The organism is Exiguobacterium sp. 8H, from assembly GCF_902506255.1.
Taxonomy (GTDB): Bacteria; Bacillota; Bacilli; order Exiguobacteriales; family Exiguobacteriaceae; genus Exiguobacterium; species Exiguobacterium profundum.
This window is the reverse complement of sequence record NZ_LR733429.1, coordinates 1618083-1639434: the sequence shown is the minus strand read 5'-3', so window position 1 is coordinate 1639434 and position 21352 is coordinate 1618083. Positions and strand designations below refer to the sequence as shown.

The following is a 21352-nucleotide window of genomic DNA, read 5'->3' as shown; positions in this document are numbered from 1 at the left end:
GATGTCATCCCGAGTGACGGAAACGTTTATGGAACTTGTGCGAATCGATTCGGAATCCTATGCAGAAGGTCCGTTTTTAGATGAATTAAAAGAACGATGTGCCCGCATGGGTCTCGAAATCGATGAAGATGATTCGAAAGATCGGACCGGTCTTGGATCAAACAATCTGATTGCTCGTCTGAAAGGAGATTCTTCAATCGAACCGTTATTTTTATCGGCTCATATCGATACGGTGTCTCCGGGGAAAGGAATCATTCCAATCGTCCGGGATGATATCGTTTTTTCTGAAGGGGAGACGATTTTGGCGGCCGATGATAAAGCGGGAATTGCCATCATGCTCGAAGTCGTGGAGCGCTTGCAGAGTGAAGGCACTCGACACGGACCAATCGAGCTTGTCTTTACCCCTGGCGAGGAAGTTGGATTGCTTGGTGCTAAAGCGCTTGATATGTCGACGATTCAAGCAACACATGGACTGATTCTTGACAATGGTGGGTCGGTCGGCGGTATCATCTTGAGTTCCCCAAGCATGTTTAGTCTTCAAGTCGACATTCACGGAAGAGCTGCCCATGCGGGACTTGAACCGGAAAAAGGAATCTCTGCACTCCTCATTGCTTCGGACGCCATTCAAAACATGAAACTCGGCAGGATATCGGAAAAGACGACAGCAAACATTGGCAAAATATCCGGAGGAACGGGGAGTAATGTCGTCATGGAGCAGGTGACGTTAGTCGGGGAGGCGAGATCACTTGATCATGAAGCGTGTGTGGACCAGGTGAAGCACATGATTCTTGCATTTGAACAGGCAGCTTCAAATCATGGTGGGACAGTCGACATCAAAACAGAACAGATGATTCGGAGCTATCGGTTTTCAGAAGATGAACCGTTCGTTCAACACGTGGCGGAAGCATTGACGGATCAATCTTTTTCAGTCCGCTACGAGCATAGTGGCGGAGGAAGTGATGCGAACGTGTTCAACGAGTCCGGGAAAGTGGCGTTGAATGTTTCGATTGGATATGAAGCCATTCATACCATCGACGAATCGATTCCAATCAAAGAATTAGAAGATAGTGTCTCTTTTGTCTTACGGGTCATTGAGACGATGCAGACGTTCCGCTCGTGAGAGGAAGGGATTGTGATGCGTAAAAGAATAAGTGATGTCGCGGTAATTCTCGCTGCCATCATCGTCATCGGATTAGCCATCAATCTGTTTTTAGGTCCTCACGACATCGCAGCAGGCGGCGTGACCGGGATTGGGATTCTATTAGAGGAAGTCCTTGATATCGATCGTTCGATTGTCGTCTCGGTTCTAAACGGACTCTTGCTTATCCTGACATTCGTCTTTCTTGGGAAGAAAGTGTTTTATAACACTTTACTCGGTAGTCTGTTTTTACCGATTGCGCTCGCGGTCATTCCGAAGTATATGGTCACGTCAGATCGCTTCTTCTCGGTCGTCTTCGGTAGCATCTTGTTCGCCGTTGCCGTCGCGATGCTCTATCGAATCGGGGCCTCGAGTGGGGGGACCACAATTCCGCCGTTGATCTTGCACAAATATACGGGATTGAATACAGCGATCGGATTCTTTTTGACGGACGCCCTTATCGTCGTATCGAGTGTGTTCGTATTTGGAGTCGAGTCATTCCTATTCGCCATCTCCTCGATTATTTTGACATCGGCCGTCATGGCGTATATCGAACTCGGGCTCGATCGTAAGAAAGCGATTTTTATTATGAGTGAGTCTCATCTCGATGAAATCAAACAAGCGCTCTATCGGGAAGTCGACCGAGGCATTACCGTGTTTGATGTCAGAGGAGGATTTCAAGGGGAGGATCGAGAGATGTTGATGATCGTGTTGACGCGGAGCGAGTACCAGACAGCACTCAAAGCCGTCAATGCGATCGACAAACAGTCGTTCATGATTGTCTACAATGTCGCAGACGTACACGGTTTAGGATTTAGTTATCAACCACGTGTCTGAACCCAGAAAGGGGATTTCGCGCATGAACTCTTTACTCGCCTTTACGATTGTCATGTTGATATGGACGGTGAGCGATTATGTCGCCAAAAAAACGAAAGCTCTATTATCTTCATTATTTGTGGCGTCCATCATTTTTCTCGTCGGGTTTAAATCCGGGTTGTTCCCGGAAGACTTGTTACCGTCGTCTTCATTGTTAGCGCTCGGTCAGACAGTCGTCGGACTCGTCATCGTCCATCTCGGAACGCTCATCAGCCTAGATGAATTTAAACGTCAATGGAAAACGTTCGTGATCGGGGTGTCTGCTGTGGTAGGTATTGCCGTCTTCATGTACGCGTTTGGACAGATTTTTCTCGATACGAACTATATCTTGAGTGGTATTGCAGCCATCAGCGGCGGAACCATCTCGATCATTCTCGTTCAAGACGCCGCAATCAACGCGGGGCTTGTGTCGGTCGCCGTGTTTCCGGTACTGATTGCAGCGACTCAAGGTTTGATCGGCTTTCCGCTCACGTCCATCATTTTGAGAAAAGAAGCGCGTCGGATTCAGACCGCCTATCGGGATGGGACGCTCGCCACACCGAAAGAGCACGCAGTCGTCCATGACGAGACAGATGATTCGATTTTGCCAGCACCTTTCCATACGACGGCAGGAACCCTGTTCGTCATGGGATGCGTCGTGTTGATTGCCACCGTCATCAGCGGTTGGACGAACGGCTACTTGAACACGTTCGTGATCGCCTTGATTCTCGGAATCATCTTACGTCGCTTCAAAGTGCTGAAAGCGAACGCCTTGAACGGGATCGATGCATATGGGTTGATCATGATTGCAATTTTGCTCATCATCTTCGGACCGCTCGCAACGTTGTCTCCGAGCGACCTGTTCGACTTGATCGTCCCAATTACCATCGCATTTGCATTCGGGGTGACCGGGCTTCTCTTATTCGCCTTCCTCGCCGGGCGGTTCCTCGGCTATTCAAAAGAGATGTCAATGGCAATCGGATTGACGGCGTTATATGGTTTCCCAGGGACGCTGATCTTAAGTGAGGAGGCGGCGAAAAATATCGGTGAGACGGATGAGGAGGTGCATATTATTGAAGATGAGATTTTACCGAAAATGATTGTTGCTGGATTCTCGACGGTCACCATCACATCTGTCTTTATCACGGGGATACTCGCTGCGTTTATCTATTAAGGAGGAGTTATGATGGCATTATCAACTGAACTTGGAAAGATCAAGAAACTTCATAATGCAGAGGCAGGGGTGCTCAGTCTTTACTTGAGCACCAAGCCGAGTGAGCGGGACAAATGGGAGATTCATTTGAAGAATGAGTTGCGCCGGCTCGAACAAGAAGTCGAAGCGAGCGGGGATGAGACATTGGTGAAGGCGTTCAAAGGAGTGAGGGAACGGACCGAACAAGAGATTAAACATAATGAACATAAACTGTTGCGAAGCATCGTCTTATTCGCGGAAGGGAACGATGGATTGTTCGAACTTCACTTCCTGCAACTCGATGTCGACAATGAGTTTCACTATGGAAAAGAACCGGTCCTCGATCAAATTGAAAAATTAGATGCCGAGTTCCCGAATACCGGCATCTTGCTTCCGCAGATGGATGCAATCACCGTCTATGACACGAGACTCGGTGAGGTCGAAGACGTAACGGTCTATGAACTCGATTTGAATTCGGATGAGTGGCGCAGGTATCAGGGACGTGGGTCGAGACAAAATGCTGCTTCAAGTAGTCAAGTCGATCAATTCGACAGTCGGAAAGAAAAACAAATCCAACGATTCTATCGTGAAATCGCTGGAGAGATTCGGTCTCTGCGGAAGAAACATCATTGGAGCGAGGTCGTCATCATCGGGCAAGAGCGGAGCGCAAGCCTCTTAAAAGAGGAGCTTAACATCGAGGTGGAGCGAGTGGTGCATCGGAATCTCGGAAATGCAGAGGAAGAAGAAGTGCTGCGTCGGGCATTTGAAGGATGAGGAACAGGCGGGTGACAGTTGTCATCCGCCTTTATTCTGCCCATCGGTTGTCGTGTGTGAACGAAATCGTCAACCATTTCTCATAAGGTAAGAAAGCTAAAGCATCCTCCATCTTTTGACGAATCATGTCCTGATCGGCAATCTTGTCGTATCGATAAGTGGTCGGGACGACGAGATCAATCTCGATAAACAATAGATTCCCAGACTTTGTCGTTCGGACGTATGTCTTGATGACGTCGTATTGATGGGCGACTTGTAGGATGGTCAACGTAATTTGTTTACTATAAGGAGTCTCCGTATTCATTCCAATCAACTCTTTGATGGCTGTCCACATCTCAACAAGTGGTGTTTTGACTAGCCACATCGTGATGAGAAGTAACATGACCGGATCCACATAGGGGGAGATGGCTTCGAAGGACAACCAGACGAGCACTTGGGCGATCAAGTAACCGACGAGTGCCCCACCCGTCAAGACGAAGCTGAGCCGCCATTGGACAATCTCGGCACTTACGAGGCCAGAACTCGCCTTTAGCTGAAACGTTCGTAAATACCGAAAGATTCCATACGTCAACGCGGCGCTGATGGCCAAATAGACGAGTGCCCCTCCAAGGACGAGTTCATTCCCTCCACCTCGAATGTCCTCGATTGCCCCGAGGAAGGCGGTGACGATGACATAGAGGAGTACCCCATATTGAAACAGGATGATGAACGGTTCGATTGTACTTTTACCGAACGGGAATCGTTTATCTGCCGTCAGCATGAACACCCCGGCTCGCAGAGAAATCCAACTCATGATGACGCTCAAGAACGAGTAGATTCCGTCGAATAGGATAAAGGCAGAGGAGAGATAGTAACCGACAATGATTCCAGAAATGGCGAAGAATAGAGAAGCGAACACCGAGACACGTAATACAAAACGTTCGAGCTGAGGATCTTTCGGCATAAGAGTGCCCCCTTTGAACAAGACGGACCATCGATGGTCTGTATTTTCCCGTTCACTTAAAATCTAATACATCCATAAAAAAGGGAAGTTTATCACATGATGAATTGGAAAAATTGGTCAATCTCATGAAAATCGGCGCCGGCTTTAGTATGATAAATGAAATGAACAGACACAAAAGGGGCTCATCCAATGAAATTCATCATCTTATTTGGTCCACAAGCCGTCGGCAAGATGACGGTCGGTCAGGCGCTCGCCGATAAAACCGGACTGAAATTATTCCACAACCATATGACGATCGACCTCGTCGGACCGTTCTTCAATTACGGGACGCCGGAAGGGAAGCGACTCGTCCAACACTTTCGTCAAGAACTGTTCGAGGCGGTCGCCAAGAGTGATTTACCCGGCATGATTTTCACGTTCGTCTGGGCGTTTGACATGCAGGAGGACTGGGATTACGTGAAGAAGGTGACGGGCTTGTTCGAGTCACACGGGGCGGACATCTACTATGTCGAGCTCGAGGCCGAGATAGAGGAACGCCTTGCGCGCAATACGACGGAGAACCGCCTCACCCATAAACCGTCGAAACGTGACATCGCTTGGTCCGAAGCGGAACTGAAGCAGACGGCGACGATGTACCGATTGAACTCACGTCCCGGGGAGTTAGACGTCGAGCATTATCTCCGGATCGATAACACGAACTTAAGTCCAGAGGAGACAGCGGCACAGATTCAACAAGCATTCGACCTATAAAAAAGCGAGTCCCCACATGGGAACTCGCTTTTCTCATGCCCACCATTCGGGGCGTTCATAGTCGACCAACACCTGTTTTTCGAGGAGGCGTGGTACAAGGTATGAGGTGACGTTCGGAAGACGATCATCGAGGTCGGCCGGATGGACCATCACTTCGATGGATCGTCCTGGTTCGATGGCATCGAGCGTCGCATGGGAGACGCCATCCGCGTAGAACTGATCACTGAACCGTTCGGTCACCCACAAGTCTCGGCGTGACCCGAGCGTTGTTAAGGCCCGAAACGTCGTGTCGTATTCTTCAGCGAGACGAATGATGACGTCGTGCAGGACCGGCCAACCGTGAAGGTGATGGTGGCTGTCGAGATGGTCGAGTGGAAGTCCTGTCGCAAGGAACGCCTCGATTTGGGCTTTCCACTCCAAATAGACGAGTTCCGGGTCAGGCGAGTCTTCAGTCATGAAGCGGCTCGTGTAGCGGAACGTACCATCTTCTTTCGTGAGGGGAGCACTCGTGTCGGCGAGCGGTTTGCCCCAAGACAAGACGAGATGGACCCCGACACGGAGCGACGGATGTTGTTTCGCGAGTCGGACCGCTTCCTCGACGGCATACCCGTTCATGATCATCGTCGCCGAATTGACGATTCCATTCACGTGACTGTCGAGTGTGCCGGCGTTCACACCCGTCGTCAAGCCGAAGTCATCGGCGTTGACGAGGACGAACGTTTTAAGCATTGACGAGACCGAGTGCCTGGTCAAGGACCAGGTCGCCTTTCATCATCCCATACGCCATGTTATCGATGACCGCGACCGGGACGTCGACGGACGACTTGATTTTGCCTTCGAGGTAGCGGACTTGTGGTCCGATCAAGATGACGTCGACGTTCGACTGTTCTTTCAAGCGCGACTCCGGAATCGCGTCAATGGATGCGTCGAGTCCGCGTGCAGCAGCTTCCTTTCGCATTTTTTCCACTAAGATTGATGTCGACATTCCTGCCGAGCAGACGAGTAAGATGTTCATGTCGTTTCCTCCAATCGATTCAAACGGGTGATCATGTCAATCATTTCGACGGCGAGCTCTTTCACGGTCATCGCCGTCATAAGATGGTCTTGTGCGTGGACGAGGAGGACGCTCATGTCGCTCGTCGTCCCCCGTGCCTCTTCTTGTAACAGCTCCGTTTGTAGCTTGTGTGCGTCCAAGAAGGCCGCGTCGGCTTCTTTCAACTTTGCCGCCGCTTCGTCCGCTTCACCGCGTTTCGCGGCAGCGATAGCCTCGAATGCAGATGAGCGTGCATTTCCGGCATGTAAGATAATCATAAACGAGAGTTCTTGGATGGTTTCGGTTTTCACGAAATCTTTTCTCCTTCCTCAGTAGCAGCTTTGTTTTTATTGATTTCGGCTGTCATCGCCTTCGCTCCTGCCATGACGAATGGAATATACATCGCTGTCGCAATCGACAAGTTGACGATTTGGAGCAAGACGCCGCGAACGCTACCGCCCGTTACCAAATAGCCACTGATGATTGGTGGCGTTGTCCATGGGACGATGGCGACTGTCTTCGGAACCATGCCTGTCGAGAGCGCGACATAAGAGACGATGGTGAGCGTGACCGGCACTAAGATGAACGGTACGAGCATGATCGGGTTCAATACGATCGGAAGACCGAAGATGACCGGTTCGTTGATGTTAAAGAGACTGGCTGGTGTCGACAGTTTTGCCACTTGGTGATACGGGTGATTCCGTTGTTTGCGGACGACGATGAAGATCGCGAGTAAGAGCGCGAACGTCGTACCCGATCCACCCATGAAGACGAACGCATCCAAGAACGGTTTTGTGACCGTGTACGGTACATCAAACGCTGACGTTCCGGCTTGGAAGGCAGCCAAGTTTTGCTCGATGAGCGGGAGATAGACCGGTTCGATGACCGAGCCGATGATGTTCGTCCCGTGAAGCCCGAAGAACCAAAGGATGTGGTTCAAGAAGGCGATGAGCAAGGCAGCCGGGAGTGAGTCGCCGAATCCTTGGAGCGGTTGTTGGATCGCTTTAAAGATGACTTCAAATACACTGAGTTCGACGACGAGCGTCATGAAGAGCTGGAATCCTGCGACAACCGTCAAGATGATCATTGATGGGATGAGCGCTTGGAATGAACGGGTGACCCCACCTGGTACACCTTCTGGCATCTTGATCGTCAGTTTCGTATTGATGAGGTAGCGGAACATTTCTGTAACGACAATCGATACGATGATGGCGACGAAGAGACCTTGTGCGCCGAGCCATGCGAAGTTGAGACCCCAGTCAGCAGTGACCGGTACGAGCATGATATACGAGGCGAGCGACAAGATCCCCGCCGCGAGCCCGTCAATCCCGTATGAACGGGCCAAGTTATACCCGATCGAGAAGGCGATCAGGAGCCCGAGTATCGCGAAGGACGCATTCCAAATGCTACCACCGAGCCCTTGCCAATTACCTTCGCCGAACATGCTGTTCATCGAGCCGACGAAGTCGAGTGAGAGACCACCGATGTTGATGGCTGGGAAGTTGTTGATGAGGACCGCGAGCGACCCGACGATGATGAGTGGCATGACGGAAACGAATCCGTCACGGATGGCGACTAAGTGCCTTTGGGACCCGATACGTCCCGCGATTTCAATAAACTTGTTCATGAGTAAACCTCCTTCTTAAATTGGGGTAGGTACGCCTCGTGCGCTGTGAACAGCTCTTTAAGAAGCGGGTCGATCCGTTTCTCGTCCTGGATGAGCGGGTTCATGAGGCAGGCAAGGTAGGCGTCCTCGTACGTGCCAGATACAGCCGCTTGGATGGCGAGCTGTTCAAACGTTTTTAAGTTCGTGATGAGCCCACGGATCGGTAGCGGCAACGCGCCGATGGAGATTGGGCGAGGCCCCGACTTCGTGATGACGGCGTTCACTTCGATGACCGCATCGTCTGGTAAATCTCGAATCGTGCCGTTATTGAGCGTGTTGACCGTCTGGATGTCACCGCGGTCGTTGTGAATCGAGTCCATCAAGTTGCAGGCGGCGTCTGAATAGTAGGCGCCTCCACGTTTTTCAAGCTCTTCCGGTTTGACGGCGAGATCGACGTCTTTGTATTTCTCGAACAACTGCGCCTCGACTTGTTGCACGACTTCGGCACGGGTGCCATTTTGTGCGTACGCCTCAAGATCTTTCTTCAACACATCTTTCGTCTGGAAGTAATACTGGTGATACGGGTTCGGTAACATGCCGAGTGACGATAGGAACGATTCGCTCCAACCGAGACCGACGATGTTCGCCGGCGAGTAATCGTTGCCTGAGTTGAGCGAGGCGAGGACGTCACTCGTCCGGTCCACGCCATCGACCCATACGTGACGACCGAAGACGAAGTGGTTCAATCCGATAAATTCAATTGCGACTCGTTCGACAGGCGTCTCGAGGATCTCAGCGACCGAGTTTCGCATGTTGAACGGGATGTTGCATACACCGATGACCTTCTTATGAGATGAGTGCTTGAGTACGGCCTCGGTGACGATGCCCGCCGGATTGGTGAAGTTGACGAGCCAGGCATCCGGACAAATCTCGGCGACTTCATTTGCCAAGTCGATCAAGACCGGGATGGTACGGAACGCTTTGAATAATCCGCCTGCGCCATTCGTCTCTTGCCCGATGAAGCCGTGCTTGAGCGGGATGCGTTCATCGAGCGCGCGTGCCTTGAGTCCACCGACCCGAATCTGTGTGGATACAAAATCTGCGCCGACGAGTGCGGCTCTTCGATCGAGCGTCCAACTGAGTGTGATCTCGGCGTTTGCCTTTTCAATCATCCGCTGAGCGAGACGACCGACGATCTCTAGTTTCTCCCTCCCTTCTTCGATATCGACGAGCACAATCTCCCGAACGGGGAACGTTGCCTGTCGATCAATCAATCCTTCGATGATTTCCGGGGTGTAACTGGACCCACCGCCGATGATGACGACCTTGACTGCCATGGTGCCAACTCCTCCTTTTGAAAGCGATTTCTTTTTGTCGTAACAAATATAACAAATGATACAACTTTCGGCAATATAAAAAATACAAATAATACAAATAAGTTTTTGTATTTGCATTTGTATGCTTGCTGTATCACAATAAAGGAACCAACCCAACGTAAAGGAGATGGAGACATGTCGCAATCGACGCTCCAAACCGCAATCAAGGATGAACTGTTGTCCCGCATCAAGAGTGGGCACTATAAAGAAGGGGAAAAATTTTCGACCGAATACGCGCTTTGCGAGGAGTTCGATGTGAGCCGGACGACGGTGCGGGGCGCCCTCAACCAGTTGACGACGGAAGGGTATCTAGTCCGTCAACAAGGTCGCGGGACGTTCGTCGCCGGGAAGAAAGTACAACAGACGTTGTCGTATACGCCGAACAACTATGCGGCACAGCTCGCCGTCCAAGGGAAACGTGGACAAGTCGCCTTGATCGACATCTCGGTCATCTCGGCGTCCGGTCAAATCGCATCGGTGTTTGAAGCGGAAGACAATGCCCCGATTCAAAAGATTGAGCGAATCCGTCATGCGGACGGGGAACCGACGCAGTATGAGGTCTCGTTCATCCCGTGGCAGATTGCACCGGGGATCACGAAAGAACAGGCGGAGCATTCGCTCTTCCGGACACTGGCGGAGGTCCACGACGTTCATGTCGCGAAGACGACGGAGGCATTGGAGATTGCCTTGGCTGATGAGAAGGTGAGTGCGCTCCTCGACTGTCCACTCGGGTCGCCGTGCTTCCATATCGAGACGGTGACAGAGGATGAGTCGGGACGGGCGATTGAATACTCACGCTCCTACTTCCGCGGGGACAAGACGAGCTTCGTCATCGAACGGAATTATAATTAAAAAGCGCCCGACTGTTTCGTGTGGAAACGGTCGAGCGCTTTATTCGTTTCACCTATAACAAAAAGAATCATGGTCATTTTGGTCTGAGATGACTATGTTTTGAAAGAAATAATTTAGAAGAGGAGTGGAAGATAAGAAAAGAGAAATTGATATTACGAATAGATATCTCTTCGATGTCCAATTTCTAGAATAAGAATGATGATATTTTCATCTTGGATATCAGCGATTAAGCGATAATCTCCGATACGATAGCGCCATTCACCAGAGTGATTTCCAACTAAGCCCTTTCCATGACGTCGTGGATCATCAGTACCAACTAAATTTTTCTTAATCCATGCCATAATGATTTTTGATTGTTGTGGATCCATTTTCTTTAGCTTCTTTTGAGCGCTGCGCTCGAACAAGACTTGATAAGTCTTCATTCAGCATTCAATTCCTTCATCATATCGTCAAATGAGATGGCCTCAGGTTGTTTTCTATGGGCATTCATTGCTTCGTGATAAAGTTTCAAATCAAGCTCATCTTCAATACGTTCCAAAACGGCGTCTCTAACAAGTGTAGATAAGGTTAAATTTTTTGTTTTTGCGTACTCTCGAATAAGTCGTGCATCTTCTTCATCTAAGCGAACTGAAATAGTTCCCATAAAATCGCCTCCCTTTGTATTACATTGTATTACAGATGAAGAGGTTTGTACAGTGTGTAACAGATTACGTTTGAATGATGTTGCATTCTGGACCACCTTATCCTCTCTTTTTTGTACACTAGAACCAGGAGGCGAGAGAAGCATGTCAATCATTGAATTCAAAGATGTGAGTCATCAAGACATCCTGCACCATGTATCCGGGACGTTTCGGGAAGGACGGATCACGACGTTCGTCGGACCGAGCGGCGCCGGCAAGACGACGTGTCTGAAGCATATCAACGGATTGCTGTCACCGGACACGGGCACGATTCTTTTTAAAGGGGAAGACATCGCGGAGATGGACATCCTCGAGCTACGAAAGAAAATCGGGATGGCGTTCCAAAGTGCGCCGATGATTCAAGGGACGGTGTACGACAATTTGAATCTCCCGAAAGCCATCTTCGACGAGACACTTGACCGCGATCGGGCTGCCGAATTGCTCCATCGCGTCGACTTGAGTGAGGCTCTCCTCGACCAACCCATCAAATCACTGTCGGGTGGGGAACGAAGCCGGGTCGCCATCGCCCGGACGCTCGTCAATAAACCGGACGTGCTCTTGCTCGATGAGATCACGGCGAGCCTAGATTACCGGACGGTGAAAGAGATCGAGCGACTCATTCGAAAACTGCAACAATCGTATGGCGTGACCGTCATCTGGATCACCCATGACCTCGACCAGGCTCGGCGGGTGAGCGACGACATGTGGTTCTTGAAGGACGGGGAACTACTTGCATTTGGGGACGCATCGTTCATCGATGAGTCGGACGATCCCGTCATCCAACGATTCGTCAGGGGGGAAGATTGATGTCATATATTGAACTCGCGACGGCGCTCATCTTCGTCGTCATCCCGCTCGCCTTGACACTCGTCCTACGACTCGGACTCGAGCGTGATATTGTGATCGCAACCGTCCGCTCCATCATTCAACTATTGATCATCGGCTATATCCTGACGTTCGTCTTTGAGAGCGACAGTCCGATTTTCATGCTGTTGATGATTTTACTCATGATTGTCGCGGCAACACAGAACATCCGACGGAAAGGGGACGGGATTCCGGGTATCATGTGGATTATCGTCTTGACGCTCGTGACGATCGAAGCGCTGACGATGGGACTCATGCTCGGACTCGGTATCATCCCATTCGAGCCGGAAAAGGTCATTCCAATCAGCGGGATGGTCATCGGGAACAGCATGGTGTTGTCGCTTCTGTTCTTGAACAAATTCAAAGATGAGGTCGAGCGGAGTGACGACGTCATCGAACTCATTCTTTCGCTCGGCGGCACACCAAAAGTGGCCATCGACCGTAGTTTGAAGAATGCGATTCGCACGAGCATGATCCCGACCGTCGAGGCGCAAAAGACGATGGGACTCGTCCAGCTACCGGGCATGATGAGCGGACTCATCATCGGAGGAGCCGACCCGATGGAAGCGGTCTTGTATCAACTCTTGATCCTGTTCTTGATTTTGACGACTGCCTCAATCTCGGCGACGCTCGTCGGTTATCTGGCGTACCCACGTCTGTTCAACGAGAAGATGCAGTATATCGGATTGACTTATCGGAAGGGGAAATGAGCATGATCACAGGGATTCATCATGTGCAGCTCACGATTCCAACTGGAACGGAGCAAGAGGCGAAGGCATTTTACTGCGATTTTCTCGGTCTACGTGAAATCGAGAAGCCGGATTCATTGAAAGGGCGAGGTGGATTTTGGCTTCAGGTCGGCGACCGTTCCGTCCATGTCGGGACTGAGGACGACGTAGAACGACAGAAGACGAAAGCGCATATCGCATATGCGGTGACGGATTTAGATCATTGGAAGGAAGCGCTTCGAGAGAATGAAATTCCTTACTCCGAAGGCATCCCGATTCCAGGATTCGATCGTTTCGAGTTCCGAGACCCGTTCGGCAATCGGGTCGAGATGATTCAAGCGCTTTGACGAAAGGGAGCATCCACCGCGGATGCTCCCTTTGTTGTTCTTCAAGCAATACCGAACAGGCGAGTCACTTGCTCCCATTCGGACGGATAGGCGTTGCTGCCATGATGCTCGTGAATGAGTGTCCCGTTCGTGTATACGCTGAGGCTCCACTGCGTACCGTCTAGCGTTCGAACACCTTCGAGTTCTTCGAAAACGGTTGGCCACCAATTCGTTCCAAGCAGGTGAAACGCGACGCGCATCTGTTTCGCTTCCTCGCCCTCGTAGTATTCGAATTCAAAGGGCTCGTTGATCGCTCTGTCGGACCGCTCGATGTGACGAAGGACGGTGCCCCTCTCAAAAAAGGTGATCGTACTCACATCATACGTGCCGAACCCACCGACGCGGAAGATGACCTCGACCATCGATTCCTGAGGACGACCAATCGCCTGAAGGACGCGCTTTTGGAGTGGGTGTTCGACGAAAGAAGGAGGGATATGATAAAGGGCGCGAAACGTTTTGTCTTTCATGAAACTTCAACCTTTCTCGGGCATAAGATGCCCCGAGTATAGCGGAATCTTCCGGACGAGGGAGACAAAATAAAGTGCAAGGTACGAAAAAAGCGATGCTTCAAGGTTAATACACTTCGTACGTCTGTCCAGTCTGCGCGCCTTCGACGCTCTTCACGTAGGCGAGGGCGACCCGTTCACCTGGTACTGCCGCGTAACCACGGAAGTAAGGGCCATACGAATCGAGTGCTTCGACGAGGACGTTCGGACTGACGTTGTTGATACGGATGCCCCGTGGCATCTCAATCGCCGCGCCAGTCACGAATCCTTTGATGGCCCCGTTCGCGAGTGCAGCCGATGCGCCTTCTTTGATCGGGTCGTCCATCAAGATTCCGCTCGTCAGTGTAAAGCTACCACCATCGTTCACATAATCGAGCCCGAGAAGGACGAGGTTGACCTGTCCTTTAACTAAATCAGGCGAGAATTCTCCCTCATCTAAGCGTCTCGGGGCGTAGCCCAGCGTAGGTGGGAGATGAATCGCCCGGTCCGAAAGTCTTCTCTCCCTGTGACATAATTACGAACAAAAGTTCGTGATTATGTCATATTCTCCCTCCCCCTCCACGGGTATCGGATGAGGAGGACACATCACGATCTTCTGAAGGGAGGAGGGACGGACATGCTGAAAGGCTACACATATAGGCTCCACCCGACGCCTGCCCGACCGTGCCGCTTGCCCCAACGAGTAAAATGTTCATGTGAAAACTGCCCCTTTCGTCACGCTTAGATTCCACTTCGGAGTAGCGGATGACGAGGACGTTCGGCAATCAAGTTGCCTCTGTCGGGACGACCGTGCCTTGATGGAATCGCATCTTCCAACGTCCGTCCACGAATACCCAAATCGAGCTACGGCGTGTTTCGCGATTCAATACCGGTTGAACGAGACGGTACGTCACCAAAACGTGACCTTCCGTCAACGGATGTAGCGTGAATTCGGATAACACAGCCTCAATCGGGTCGAGCTGGAGTGTCGTCTGATCCCAGTCTTGATACAGTAACCGTCCCGAGCTACCGATTTCAAAGAAGTCGTCGGTCAATAGTTCACGCAAACGCTCCGGCGACTGCCTGACTTCCGTCGTCAATAATGCTTCTTCTAGTGTTTGAAGATGATCTGCCAACTCGTTCATGTCACGACTTCCTCTCTTCGTTGATTCATCACGATGACGCCGAGGACGATCAACAAGAGACCGATTCCGTTCAATGCAGAGAGAACTTCCCCGTATATGAACACTCCGATGAGTCCCGTCGCCACGGTCCCGAGTCCGGCCCAAATGCTATAGGCGATACTGAGCGGGATCGTCTTCAACACGATGCCCATGAGGGTGAACGACGCGGCGAAACTAACCAACAGAATGGCGCTCGGAACGAGATTTGTGAATCCATCCGACAGTTTCAACATCGACGTCCCGAGTACCTCAAATCCGATAGAAAAGAAGAGTAAAAGATAGGCTTGCATTCCGATTCACCTCACACTTTCATCAAGACGAGCCCGATGATGACGAGCCCAATCCCTGCAATTTTTTGACGACTGATCTGTTCCCGGAAGACGACGAACCCGATCACTGCCGTGAGTGCCGTCCCGACCCCGCTCCAAAACGCATACGCGAAGCTGAGCGGGATGGTGAAGAGGGCAAGTGATAAGAGATAAAACGCCGTCCCATAACCGAAGGCGACCCCGAGAATTGGGAGACGGCTCGTCGAGGTGGCGTTCACTTTCAACATGCTCGACCCGAACAGTTCCGAGGCGATGGCCCCGATCAAATAGATGAATCCCATATTACAATCCTCCTTGAAGCAACTCGTCACATGCTTCCCGAATGAGTGTCGCCGCACGGTCCTTGAACGATTCGCTATACCCATACAAGACAGCGAACCAAAAGCCGTCACAGAGAAGGCGAAGTTTTAAAATCGCATCCTGGTCCGGCCCGTCGACAGCGAATCGCTCGTCCCAACCGGTCGACACGTCACTCCAAATCGACTCGCTCGTCGCATCTTCTTGCGAGGAGATAAAGACGGCGACGAGGTCCATATCTCCGTGATCGACATCATCCAATGTCGCCAATGCATAGGCACGGGTAAACGAATATGGACCGTCCGATAGATGGGCGGTGATTCGTTTCTCGAACGTCTCGATGGCGAATTCGTTCATCTGTCGCAATAAGTTGGCCTTATTGTCGAAATGATAGAGGACCCCGGCTTTCGTGATTCCTGCTTTCGTCGCCAATCGTTCGAGCGACAACTGACTGATCCCGTCTTCTCGAATCATCTGGGCGGCAGTCTGTAGCAACAATTGTTTTTTACTCATCCAATCACACCTCTCTTTACTTTACTGACCGTTCAGTAAAGTTAGTCTATCAAAATTTGCGAGGGGTTGTCGAGATAGAACGTTGATGGAATAATCAGGGAAAAGGGGGGCGTGACATGGGTTCACATTTGATGCATCTCGTCATCGCGAATGAGATGTTACCAGCGTTGTCGGAGGTGGATGAGGTCGCATTTTTGCTTGGAAGTCTCGCACCGGATGCAACGACAGAAAAAGAGGCATCCCATTACTACGCAGGACGCCATGATGATTTATCTCGTCGTTTAGATCTTTCCCAATACTGGATTGACAGCAAGGAGGAAGACTTCTCATATCGACTCGGCTATTACGCGCATCTCGTCGCGGATGAGATCTGGTTGCAGGGATTCTATAAAGGTTGGTTGAAAGAGCTCATCACCCAGGACCCGTCAAAACAGGCGGCCTATTATGCGGACTTTGATGCATACAATGCCCGTCTCTCGGAACGCCTCGGGACGTTCGATTTTGAACGTTTGAAAGGAAATCCAGAGCTCGTTGAACTGGTCGAGAAAGTCGAGCAGGACGCGGCGATGACGGAGGAGGGGACATACACGATGTTCCTCCCTGATCAATTGGATGGCTATGTCGATACGTGTGTCCGCCGCTGCCTGGAGATGGTCAAACGGAAGCGGGCGATGCTCGTATGAAGAGGCGATACGCACCACTATACGCGACGCTCGGACTATTTATCGTGACGGTGATTACCTTCTTCACCTTGAACGGTCGAGTGTTTCCGAACCTCGATTTGATGACGGTCATCTGGGTATATCTCGCGATTGACATCGCCTTGTTCGCCACGTTGATTTGGGGACTGTTCACGAAGGATCGAATCATAAAAATTTACACGCTGCTTGCGACAATCGGATTGATGATCCCGTTGTCGATTTGGATTTTCTTGCTGCTGTTGGCGAACGGAATCTCGGAGGCATGAGATAGATGGATGAACCTAAGAACATTCCGTTTCTAATGCGTCGCGTACCATTTTTCATATTAGCAGCCCTCGTGGCCCCGGTAGCGCTCGTCCTTTTAATCATTTATTGGCGAGATTTGGACGATGATTTACGATTCGGACATCTCATTTTTGCGGTCATCTTATCCTTATTTTTCGTGGTAGACCTTCTACCGAGAGGGATTACACAAACCGTATTATTGGCGTTCACAATCACATGTGTATGGTTCATCACCTATATTGTGTTTCGAGGTAAAAAGAGGGCACGGCACAATAATGATTGAACTCTAAACTAAATCGCATGAACTCAACTGAGAAAGTGGACCTTCCACTTTCTTTTTTTGTGCGTGCATCTATAGAAAGAAAAATTTTCCTATCCGAATCTTGTCAAATTGGCATTGCGTATCCTAATTTTGTTTGTTATGCTACTTGATGAAAACGACAATGATAATCATTATCACTGATAACGAGAACGTGAGAATAGACATACATAACCAACTCGGCTCGTTTTTGGTGCGAGGATCATTGAAACTTACATACAGAGGAGATGGATGAAGTGGGGAAATTCAAGATTTCACTCATGTTGACGTTGCTCGTCTTCGTACTCGCCGCATGTGGCGGAACGAGTGAGACGAAGAAAGAAGAAAACGTCGACGGCGCAACAAAGACAGAGACGGTCGAAATTACAGACGCACATGGCACAATCGAGGTACCGGTCAACCCGGAGAAGGTCGTCGCCCTTGATAACCGGACGTTCGAAACATTGGCAGCATGGGACATCGACTTGGTGGCGGCACCAATCGGACTCCTTCCAGCGGAATCGCCATATGCATCAGACAAAGACATCGCGGACGTCGGCATGCACTTCGAGCCGAACTTAGAGGCGATTGCAGGAGTTGACCCGGACGTCGTCATCGTCGGTCAACGTTTCGCAGATTACTACGAGGACATCAAAAAGTTAGTACCGGAAGCAGCGGTCATCGATTTGAACATCGAGATCCCAGAAGATTCAGGCACACCGGGTGAGATTTTAGTCAAAGGATTGACAGACACGACGCTCACACTCGGAAAAATCTTTGACAAAAACACAGAAGCTGAAGCCATCGTCGCTGACCTCGACAAGTCGATTGAAGACGCGAAAGCGGCATACAACGGAAAAGATACAATCATGTCGGTCATCGTATCTGGTGGAGACATCGGGTTCTCAGCACCGGTAACGGGACGCGTGTTCGGACCGATGTACGACATCTTCGGATGGGTCCCAGCCCTTGAAGTCGAGAAGAAGACAGGTGACCACGAAGGTGACGAAGTATCCGTCGAAGCCATCGCAGAAAGCAACCCAGACTGGTTGTTCGTTCTCGACCGTGACGCACCACTCGGTGACGCAGAAGGCGCAGTACCAGCAGAAGACGTGATCGACAACGCACCGGCGCTTCAAAAGACGACGGCTGTGACGAAAGAGCAAATCGTCTATGCACCGAAAGACACGTACTTGAACGAATCGATTCAAACGTACGCGGAATTCTTCAACAGTGTCACGGAAGCGCTCGCGAAGTAAGGTTCCGTCATGCAAAAACCATTGACAGCCAGGGTTGAGACGATGTCTCAGCCCTCCTTTTCTAGATTGTGGACGAAGTCGTTCGTGTTCACCGTGATCATCGTCCTCGGTTTGGCGGTGCTGTCGCTCTTTACCGGGGTGTACGATCTGTCACGGACAGACGGCTTCGATATGTTTTGGATCACCCGAGTCCCACGGACGGTCGCCCTCATGCTGACGGGTGCAGCGATGGCAATGGCGGGGCTCGTCATGCAGCTCATCACACAAAACCGACTCGTCGAACCGACGACGACGGGGACGCTCGAATGGGCGGGACTCGGACTGCTCACCGTTTACTTGCTTGTCCCGGCACCGAGCCTCATGATGCGGATGACCGGGGCGATCGTCTTCTCGTTCATCGGGACGATGGTCTTCTTCTGGTTCTTACGTTCGGTCAAACTCCGTTCATCGCTCATCGTGCCAATCATCGGGCTCATGTTAGGGGCGGTCATCTCCGCCATCTCGACGTTCCTCGGTCTATTCTTCCGAGCAAGCCAGGCGATCGAGGGCTGGTTCGTCGGTTCGTTCGCCTCGGTGCAAATCGGGCGCTACGAGTATCTATGGGTCATCATCGTCGTGACGGTGCTCATCTTCTTACTGGCGAATCGCTTGACGCTCGCGGGGTTAGGGGAAGACATCGCGACGAGTCTCGGCGTGAACTATAACCAGCTCATGATGATGGCGACGGGGCTCATCGCCTTATCGGTCGGTGTCGTGGCGACGGTCATCGGGAATTTACCGTTCCTTGGACTCATCGTCCCGAACCTCGTCTCGATGTTCCGCGGGGATGATTTGCGCAGCAACCTTCCATGGGTCTGTCTTGTCGGGATGGGTGCGATTCTCGTCAGTGACTTGATTTCACGGACGATCATCATGCCGTTCGAACTCCCGGTCTCACTGATTCTCGGGACGGTCGGGGCAATCGTCTTCATCATGATCTTGATGCGACAACGGAAGAAGGGAGGGGTTCGATGAGTACGGTCATGGAACGAGACGGTGTCGAAGTATCAATCGGGGAATTGAGAGAAGAACGTCATGCTTCAGCGTTTCAATCGAAACGGGCGAGCAGGCGCTATTGGCTCTTCTTAAGTGCCTTCATTCTCGGCGGACTGTTGTGCGCGCTCGGGCTTCTCCTTTATAACAATCCGGTCCCGATGGACTCTCCGTCATTCGTGCCGGTCGTGGAACGGCGAATCGTCGCCATCGTCACGATGTTGATTGCGGCACTCTGTCAAAGTCTTGCGACGGTCGCATTCCACTCGGTGACGAACAACCGTATCATCACGCCATCGCTACTTGGATTCGACGCGCTCTATTCGACGATTCAGACGAGCATGGTCTTCTTCTTCGGGGCAGGGGCGTTGATCGGCTTCTCGGGGACAAACGCCTTCTTGACACAGGTCGGCCTCATGGTGACGATGAGTCTCCTCCTTTACGGATGGCTCTTGTCAGGGAAATACGCCAACCTGCAGCTCATGCTGCTCATCGGGATCATCATCGGGACGGGTCTGAACTCGGTGTCATCGTTCATGCGTCGTATGCTCGCCCCGTCCGAGTTCGATATCCTGCAGGCACGGCTGTTCGGTTCGGTGACGAATGCCGACGTGGCGTACTTTCCCATCGTCATCCCGATCGTCGTCATCGCCGGGACACTCTTGTTCCTGTTCTCGAATCGATTGAATATCGTCGCACTCGGCAAGGACGTCGCGACGACGTTCGGGGTGAACCATCGGAGGAGCGTCATTTACACGCTCGTCCTGATCTCACTCCTCATGTCCGTCTCGACTGCGCTCATCGGACCGCTCACGTTCTTCGGATTCTTAGTCGCGACGCTCAGCTATCAGGTCGCCTCGACGTATGACCATAAGTACGTCTTTCCGATGGCGTTCGCCCTAGGGTTCTTCGTCCTGACGAGTGCATATTTCTTTATGTATCACATATTCCAGACGCCAAGTGTCGTCTCCGTCATCATCGAACTGTTCGGCGGACTCATCTTCTTGGCCGTCATTCTAAGGAAGAGGTCGCTATGATTCAAATCGAACAAGTCAAAAAATCGTATACAGACGATGTCCACATTGGACCGCTCACGCTCGATATCCCGAAAGCCGGATTCACTTCATTGATTGGACCCAACGGAGCGGGCAAATCGACGACACTCATGATGATCGGACGGTTGCTCAACTTAGACGAGGGTCAGATCCAAGTCGCCGGCATGGACGTGTCGAGCACGAAGTCGAAAGACTTGGCGAAAATCATCACCATCCTGCGTCAAGAAAACCACTTCGTGACACGGCTCACGGTCCGACAACTCGCCGGGTTCGGACGTTTCCCTTACTCGAAAGGGCGCCTCACAAAAGAGGACGAGGCGATCATCTCGAAATATATCGACTTCCTCGACTTGACCGCGCTCGAGAACCGCTATCTCGACGAGCTCTCAGGAGGACAAAGGCAGCGTGCCTACGTGGCGATGGTGCTCTGTCAGGAGACGGAATACGTCCTCCTCGATGAACCGCTCAACAACTTAGACATCGCTCGTTCGGTACAGATGATGGAGTATTTGCGCCACGTCGCCGACGAGTTCGGACGGACAATCGTCACGGTGCTCCACGACATCAACTTCGCGGCGAAATACTCGGATCGCATCTGTGCGATGAAAGACGGACAGATCGCTGCGTTTGGAACGGTCGATGAGATCATGGACGCGAAGATTTTATCCGAAATTTTTGAGACGAAACTGGAAATCATCGAAGGGCCGTATGGGCCGATTGCGGTGTATTAACGAAAG

Annotated in this window: 29 protein-coding genes and 1 pseudogene; 16 read left to right on the top strand and 14 right to left on the bottom strand. The window is 51.2% G+C overall.

Features of this window, described 5'->3' with window-relative positions; genetic code table 11:
• The first annotated feature begins 1 nt into the window (after position 1).
• Genes GVY43_RS08375 through GVY43_RS08360 form a run of 4 tightly spaced genes read left to right on the top strand, consistent with a single transcriptional unit; the run spans position 2 to position 3959 of the window.
• Complete coding sequence (locus tag GVY43_RS08375; protein WP_159562863.1) at positions 2 to 1120, top strand: M20/M25/M40 family metallo-hydrolase; 1119 nt, start codon at positions 2 to 4, stop codon at positions 1118 to 1120.
• A 15-nt stretch (positions 1121 to 1135) separates the two neighbouring features.
• The gene (locus GVY43_RS08370; RefSeq protein WP_159562862.1) at positions 1136 to 1975 is read left to right on the top strand and encodes a YitT family protein; all 840 of its coding nucleotides are present in this window, start codon (positions 1136 to 1138) and stop codon (positions 1973 to 1975) included.
• A gap of 22 nt (positions 1976 to 1997) precedes the next feature.
• On the top strand, positions 1998 to 3167 hold the full coding sequence (locus tag GVY43_RS08365; RefSeq protein WP_159562861.1) for a hypothetical protein: 1170 nt from the start codon (positions 1998 to 2000) through the stop codon (positions 3165 to 3167).
• Positions 3168 to 3179: 12 nt separating this feature from the next.
• A complete protein-coding gene (locus GVY43_RS08360; RefSeq protein WP_159562860.1) occupies positions 3180 to 3959 on the top strand; it encodes a VLRF1 family aeRF1-type release factor in 780 nt (259 codons plus the stop codon).
• A gap of 31 nt (positions 3960 to 3990) precedes the next feature.
• Here the strand turns inward: GVY43_RS08360 and GVY43_RS08355 are convergent, their stop codons facing one another.
• A complete protein-coding gene (locus tag GVY43_RS08355; protein ID WP_159562859.1) occupies positions 3991 to 4902 on the bottom strand; it encodes a cation diffusion facilitator family transporter in 912 nt (303 codons plus the stop codon).
• Positions 4903 to 5091: 189 nt separating this feature from the next.
• Here GVY43_RS08355 and GVY43_RS08350 point away from each other — a divergent pair, with 189 nt between their 5' ends.
• Positions 5092 to 5652 (top strand): AAA family ATPase, encoded by a 561-nt coding sequence (locus tag GVY43_RS08350; RefSeq protein WP_031422484.1) that lies wholly within the window; start codon positions 5092 to 5094, stop codon positions 5650 to 5652.
• A gap of 33 nt (positions 5653 to 5685) precedes the next feature.
• Here GVY43_RS08350 and GVY43_RS08345 read toward each other — a convergent pair whose 3' ends face one another.
• The 5 genes from GVY43_RS08345 to GVY43_RS08325 are packed head-to-tail and all read right to left on the bottom strand — an operon-like array spanning position 5686 to position 9628.
• Entirely contained in the window at positions 5686 to 6405 is a 720-nt protein-coding gene (locus GVY43_RS08345; protein WP_236548944.1) for a carbohydrate deacetylase, read from the bottom strand.
• Positions 6374 to 6667, bottom strand: a complete 294-nt coding sequence (locus GVY43_RS08340; protein WP_012727190.1) for a PTS sugar transporter subunit IIB — start codon at positions 6665 to 6667, stop codon at positions 6374 to 6376. The genes GVY43_RS08345 and GVY43_RS08340 overlap by 32 nt, the downstream gene beginning before the upstream one ends.
• A complete protein-coding gene (locus GVY43_RS08335; RefSeq protein ID WP_084156011.1) occupies positions 6664 to 6996 on the bottom strand; it encodes a PTS lactose/cellobiose transporter subunit IIA in 333 nt (110 codons plus the stop codon). Before GVY43_RS08335 ends, GVY43_RS08340 begins: the two co-directional genes overlap by 4 nt.
• Positions 6993 to 8312: a PTS sugar transporter subunit IIC gene (locus tag GVY43_RS08330; RefSeq protein WP_012727188.1), complete on the bottom strand. Its 1320-nt coding sequence runs from the start codon at positions 8310 to 8312 to the stop codon at positions 6993 to 6995. Before GVY43_RS08330 ends, GVY43_RS08335 begins: the two co-directional genes overlap by 4 nt.
• Positions 8309 to 9628 (bottom strand): 6-phospho-beta-glucosidase, encoded by a 1320-nt coding sequence (locus GVY43_RS08325; protein WP_159562858.1) that lies wholly within the window; start codon positions 9626 to 9628, stop codon positions 8309 to 8311. The genes GVY43_RS08330 and GVY43_RS08325 overlap by 4 nt, the downstream gene beginning before the upstream one ends.
• A 174-nt stretch (positions 9629 to 9802) precedes the next feature.
• Between GVY43_RS08325 and GVY43_RS08320 the strand changes: the two genes are divergently transcribed.
• Positions 9803 to 10519, top strand: a complete 717-nt coding sequence (locus GVY43_RS08320; RefSeq protein ID WP_159562857.1) for a GntR family transcriptional regulator — start codon at positions 9803 to 9805, stop codon at positions 10517 to 10519.
• Positions 10520 to 10671: 152 nt separating this feature from the next.
• Here GVY43_RS08320 and GVY43_RS08315 read toward each other — a convergent pair whose 3' ends face one another.
• Positions 10672 to 10941, bottom strand: a complete 270-nt coding sequence (locus GVY43_RS08315) for a type II toxin-antitoxin system RelE/ParE family toxin (protein WP_159562856.1) — start codon at positions 10939 to 10941, stop codon at positions 10672 to 10674.
• The gene (relB, locus tag GVY43_RS08310) at positions 10938 to 11162 is read right to left on the bottom strand and encodes a type II toxin-antitoxin system RelB family antitoxin (protein ID WP_159562855.1); all 225 of its coding nucleotides are present in this window, start codon (positions 11160 to 11162) and stop codon (positions 10938 to 10940) included. Before relB ends, GVY43_RS08315 begins: the two co-directional genes overlap by 4 nt.
• A 142-nt stretch (positions 11163 to 11304) precedes the next feature.
• On the opposite strand from relB, the gene GVY43_RS08305 reads away from it, so the two are divergent.
• The 3 genes from GVY43_RS08305 to GVY43_RS08295 are packed head-to-tail and all read left to right on the top strand — an operon-like array spanning position 11305 to position 13138.
• Positions 11305 to 12006, top strand: coding sequence for an ATP-binding cassette domain-containing protein (locus tag GVY43_RS08305; RefSeq protein ID WP_159562854.1), 702 nt, complete (start codon positions 11305 to 11307; stop codon positions 12004 to 12006).
• Positions 12006 to 12773 (top strand): ABC transporter permease, encoded by a 768-nt coding sequence (fetB, locus tag GVY43_RS08300; RefSeq protein WP_012727182.1) that lies wholly within the window; start codon positions 12006 to 12008, stop codon positions 12771 to 12773. Before GVY43_RS08305 ends, fetB begins: the two co-directional genes overlap by 1 nt.
• A gap of 2 nt (positions 12774 to 12775) precedes the next feature.
• Positions 12776 to 13138, top strand: coding sequence for a VOC family protein (locus GVY43_RS08295; protein ID WP_159562853.1), 363 nt, complete (start codon positions 12776 to 12778; stop codon positions 13136 to 13138).
• Positions 13139 to 13179: 41 nt separating this feature from the next.
• Here the strand turns inward: GVY43_RS08295 and GVY43_RS08290 are convergent, their stop codons facing one another.
• The 6 genes and pseudogenes from GVY43_RS08290 to GVY43_RS08265 all read right to left on the bottom strand — a co-directional run bounded on the left by GVY43_RS08290 (position 13180) and on the right by GVY43_RS08265 (position 15985).
• Positions 13180 to 13644 (bottom strand): hypothetical protein, encoded by a 465-nt coding sequence (locus GVY43_RS08290; RefSeq protein WP_159562852.1) that lies wholly within the window; start codon positions 13642 to 13644, stop codon positions 13180 to 13182.
• 106 nt (positions 13645 to 13750) lie between these two features.
• Positions 13751 to 14092: pseudogene (locus GVY43_RS08285) on the bottom strand (short chain dehydrogenase); the annotation flags it as partial.
• 355 nt (positions 14093 to 14447) lie between these two features.
• Complete coding sequence (locus tag GVY43_RS08280) at positions 14448 to 14807, bottom strand: DUF4440 domain-containing protein (RefSeq protein WP_159562851.1); 360 nt, start codon at positions 14805 to 14807, stop codon at positions 14448 to 14450.
• Positions 14804 to 15136: a multidrug efflux SMR transporter gene (locus tag GVY43_RS08275; RefSeq protein ID WP_159562850.1), complete on the bottom strand. Its 333-nt coding sequence runs from the start codon at positions 15134 to 15136 to the stop codon at positions 14804 to 14806. Before GVY43_RS08275 ends, GVY43_RS08280 begins: the two co-directional genes overlap by 4 nt.
• A gap of 11 nt (positions 15137 to 15147) precedes the next feature.
• A complete protein-coding gene (locus tag GVY43_RS08270) occupies positions 15148 to 15456 on the bottom strand; it encodes a multidrug efflux SMR transporter (protein ID WP_074036309.1) in 309 nt (102 codons plus the stop codon).
• Between the two features lies 1 nt (position 15457).
• On the bottom strand, positions 15458 to 15985 hold the full coding sequence (locus GVY43_RS08265) for a TetR/AcrR family transcriptional regulator (RefSeq protein WP_074035977.1): 528 nt from the start codon (positions 15983 to 15985) through the stop codon (positions 15458 to 15460).
• Between the two features lie 116 nt (positions 15986 to 16101).
• Here GVY43_RS08265 and GVY43_RS08260 point away from each other — a divergent pair, with 116 nt between their 5' ends.
• The 7 genes from GVY43_RS08260 to GVY43_RS08230 all read left to right on the top strand — a co-directional run bounded on the left by GVY43_RS08260 (position 16102) and on the right by GVY43_RS08230 (position 21346).
• Entirely contained in the window at positions 16102 to 16668 is a 567-nt protein-coding gene (locus GVY43_RS08260) for a zinc dependent phospholipase C family protein (RefSeq protein WP_159562849.1), read from the top strand.
• Positions 16665 to 16952: a hypothetical protein gene (locus GVY43_RS08255; RefSeq protein WP_159562848.1), complete on the top strand. Its 288-nt coding sequence runs from the start codon at positions 16665 to 16667 to the stop codon at positions 16950 to 16952. Before GVY43_RS08260 ends, GVY43_RS08255 begins: the two co-directional genes overlap by 4 nt.
• Before the next feature lie 5 nt (positions 16953 to 16957).
• Positions 16958 to 17254 (top strand): hypothetical protein, encoded by a 297-nt coding sequence (locus GVY43_RS08250; protein WP_159562847.1) that lies wholly within the window; start codon positions 16958 to 16960, stop codon positions 17252 to 17254.
• Positions 17255 to 17517: 263 nt separating this feature from the next.
• Positions 17518 to 18528 (top strand): siderophore ABC transporter substrate-binding protein, encoded by a 1011-nt coding sequence (locus GVY43_RS08245; RefSeq protein ID WP_159562846.1) that lies wholly within the window; start codon positions 17518 to 17520, stop codon positions 18526 to 18528.
• Positions 18529 to 18537: 9 nt separating this feature from the next.
• Complete coding sequence (locus tag GVY43_RS08240) at positions 18538 to 19542, top strand: ABC transporter permease (protein ID WP_031422514.1); 1005 nt, start codon at positions 18538 to 18540, stop codon at positions 19540 to 19542.
• On the top strand, positions 19539 to 20597 hold the full coding sequence (locus GVY43_RS08235) for an iron chelate uptake ABC transporter family permease subunit (protein WP_159562845.1): 1059 nt from the start codon (positions 19539 to 19541) through the stop codon (positions 20595 to 20597). Before GVY43_RS08240 ends, GVY43_RS08235 begins: the two co-directional genes overlap by 4 nt.
• A complete protein-coding gene (locus tag GVY43_RS08230) occupies positions 20594 to 21346 on the top strand; it encodes an ABC transporter ATP-binding protein (protein ID WP_031422518.1) in 753 nt (250 codons plus the stop codon). Before GVY43_RS08235 ends, GVY43_RS08230 begins: the two co-directional genes overlap by 4 nt.
• Positions 21347 to 21352: the final 6 nt, after the last annotated feature.

Coding starts and splice junctions, on each gene's coding strand:
- GVY43_RS08360 (WP_159562860.1), top strand. CDS start 3,180: ATGGCATTATCAACTGAACTTGGAAAGATCAAGAAACTTCATAATGCA.
- GVY43_RS08370 (WP_159562862.1), top strand. CDS start 1,136: ATGCGTAAAAGAATAAGTGATGTCGCGGTAATTCTCGCTGCCATCATC.
- GVY43_RS08245 (WP_159562846.1), top strand. CDS start 17,518: ATGGATGAAGTGGGGAAATTCAAGATTTCACTCATGTTGACGTTGCTC.
- GVY43_RS08290 (WP_159562852.1), bottom strand. CDS start 13,644: ATGAAAGACAAAACGTTTCGCGCCCTTTATCATATCCCTCCTTCTTTC.
- GVY43_RS08375 (WP_159562863.1), top strand. CDS start 2: ATGTCATCCCGAGTGACGGAAACGTTTATGGAACTTGTGCGAATCGAT.
- GVY43_RS08270 (WP_074036309.1), bottom strand. CDS start 15,456: ATGGGATTCATCTATTTGATCGGGGCCATCGCCTCGGAACTGTTCGGG.
- GVY43_RS08320 (WP_159562857.1), top strand. CDS start 9,803: ATGTCGCAATCGACGCTCCAAACCGCAATCAAGGATGAACTGTTGTCC.
- relB (WP_159562855.1), bottom strand. CDS start 11,162: ATGGGAACTATTTCAGTTCGCTTAGATGAAGAAGATGCACGACTTATT.
- fetB (WP_012727182.1), top strand. CDS start 12,006: ATGTCATATATTGAACTCGCGACGGCGCTCATCTTCGTCGTCATCCCG.
- GVY43_RS08365 (WP_159562861.1), top strand. CDS start 1,998: ATGAACTCTTTACTCGCCTTTACGATTGTCATGTTGATATGGACGGTG.
- GVY43_RS08275 (WP_159562850.1), bottom strand. CDS start 15,136: ATGCAAGCCTATCTTTTACTCTTCTTTTCTATCGGATTTGAGGTACTC.
- GVY43_RS08260 (WP_159562849.1), top strand. CDS start 16,102: ATGGGTTCACATTTGATGCATCTCGTCATCGCGAATGAGATGTTACCA.
- GVY43_RS08230 (WP_031422518.1), top strand. CDS start 20,594: ATGATTCAAATCGAACAAGTCAAAAAATCGTATACAGACGATGTCCAC.
- GVY43_RS08355 (WP_159562859.1), bottom strand. CDS start 4,902: ATGCCGAAAGATCCTCAGCTCGAACGTTTTGTATTACGTGTCTCGGTG.
- GVY43_RS08330 (WP_012727188.1), bottom strand. CDS start 8,312: ATGAACAAGTTTATTGAAATCGCGGGACGTATCGGGTCCCAAAGGCAC.
- GVY43_RS08240 (WP_031422514.1), top strand. CDS start 18,538: ATGCAAAAACCATTGACAGCCAGGGTTGAGACGATGTCTCAGCCCTCC.
- GVY43_RS08305 (WP_159562854.1), top strand. CDS start 11,305: ATGTCAATCATTGAATTCAAAGATGTGAGTCATCAAGACATCCTGCAC.
- GVY43_RS08340 (WP_012727190.1), bottom strand. CDS start 6,667: ATGAACATCTTACTCGTCTGCTCGGCAGGAATGTCGACATCAATCTTA.
- GVY43_RS08235 (WP_159562845.1), top strand. CDS start 19,539: ATGAGTACGGTCATGGAACGAGACGGTGTCGAAGTATCAATCGGGGAA.
- GVY43_RS08350 (WP_031422484.1), top strand. CDS start 5,092: ATGAAATTCATCATCTTATTTGGTCCACAAGCCGTCGGCAAGATGACG.
- GVY43_RS08280 (WP_159562851.1), bottom strand. CDS start 14,807: ATGAACGAGTTGGCAGATCATCTTCAAACACTAGAAGAAGCATTATTG.
- GVY43_RS08265 (WP_074035977.1), bottom strand. CDS start 15,985: ATGAGTAAAAAACAATTGTTGCTACAGACTGCCGCCCAGATGATTCGA.
- GVY43_RS08295 (WP_159562853.1), top strand. CDS start 12,776: ATGATCACAGGGATTCATCATGTGCAGCTCACGATTCCAACTGGAACG.
- GVY43_RS08255 (WP_159562848.1), top strand. CDS start 16,665: ATGAAGAGGCGATACGCACCACTATACGCGACGCTCGGACTATTTATC.
- GVY43_RS08325 (WP_159562858.1), bottom strand. CDS start 9,628: ATGGCAGTCAAGGTCGTCATCATCGGCGGTGGGTCCAGTTACACCCCG.
- GVY43_RS08315 (WP_159562856.1), bottom strand. CDS start 10,941: ATGAAGACTTATCAAGTCTTGTTCGAGCGCAGCGCTCAAAAGAAGCTA.
- GVY43_RS08250 (WP_159562847.1), top strand. CDS start 16,958: ATGGATGAACCTAAGAACATTCCGTTTCTAATGCGTCGCGTACCATTT.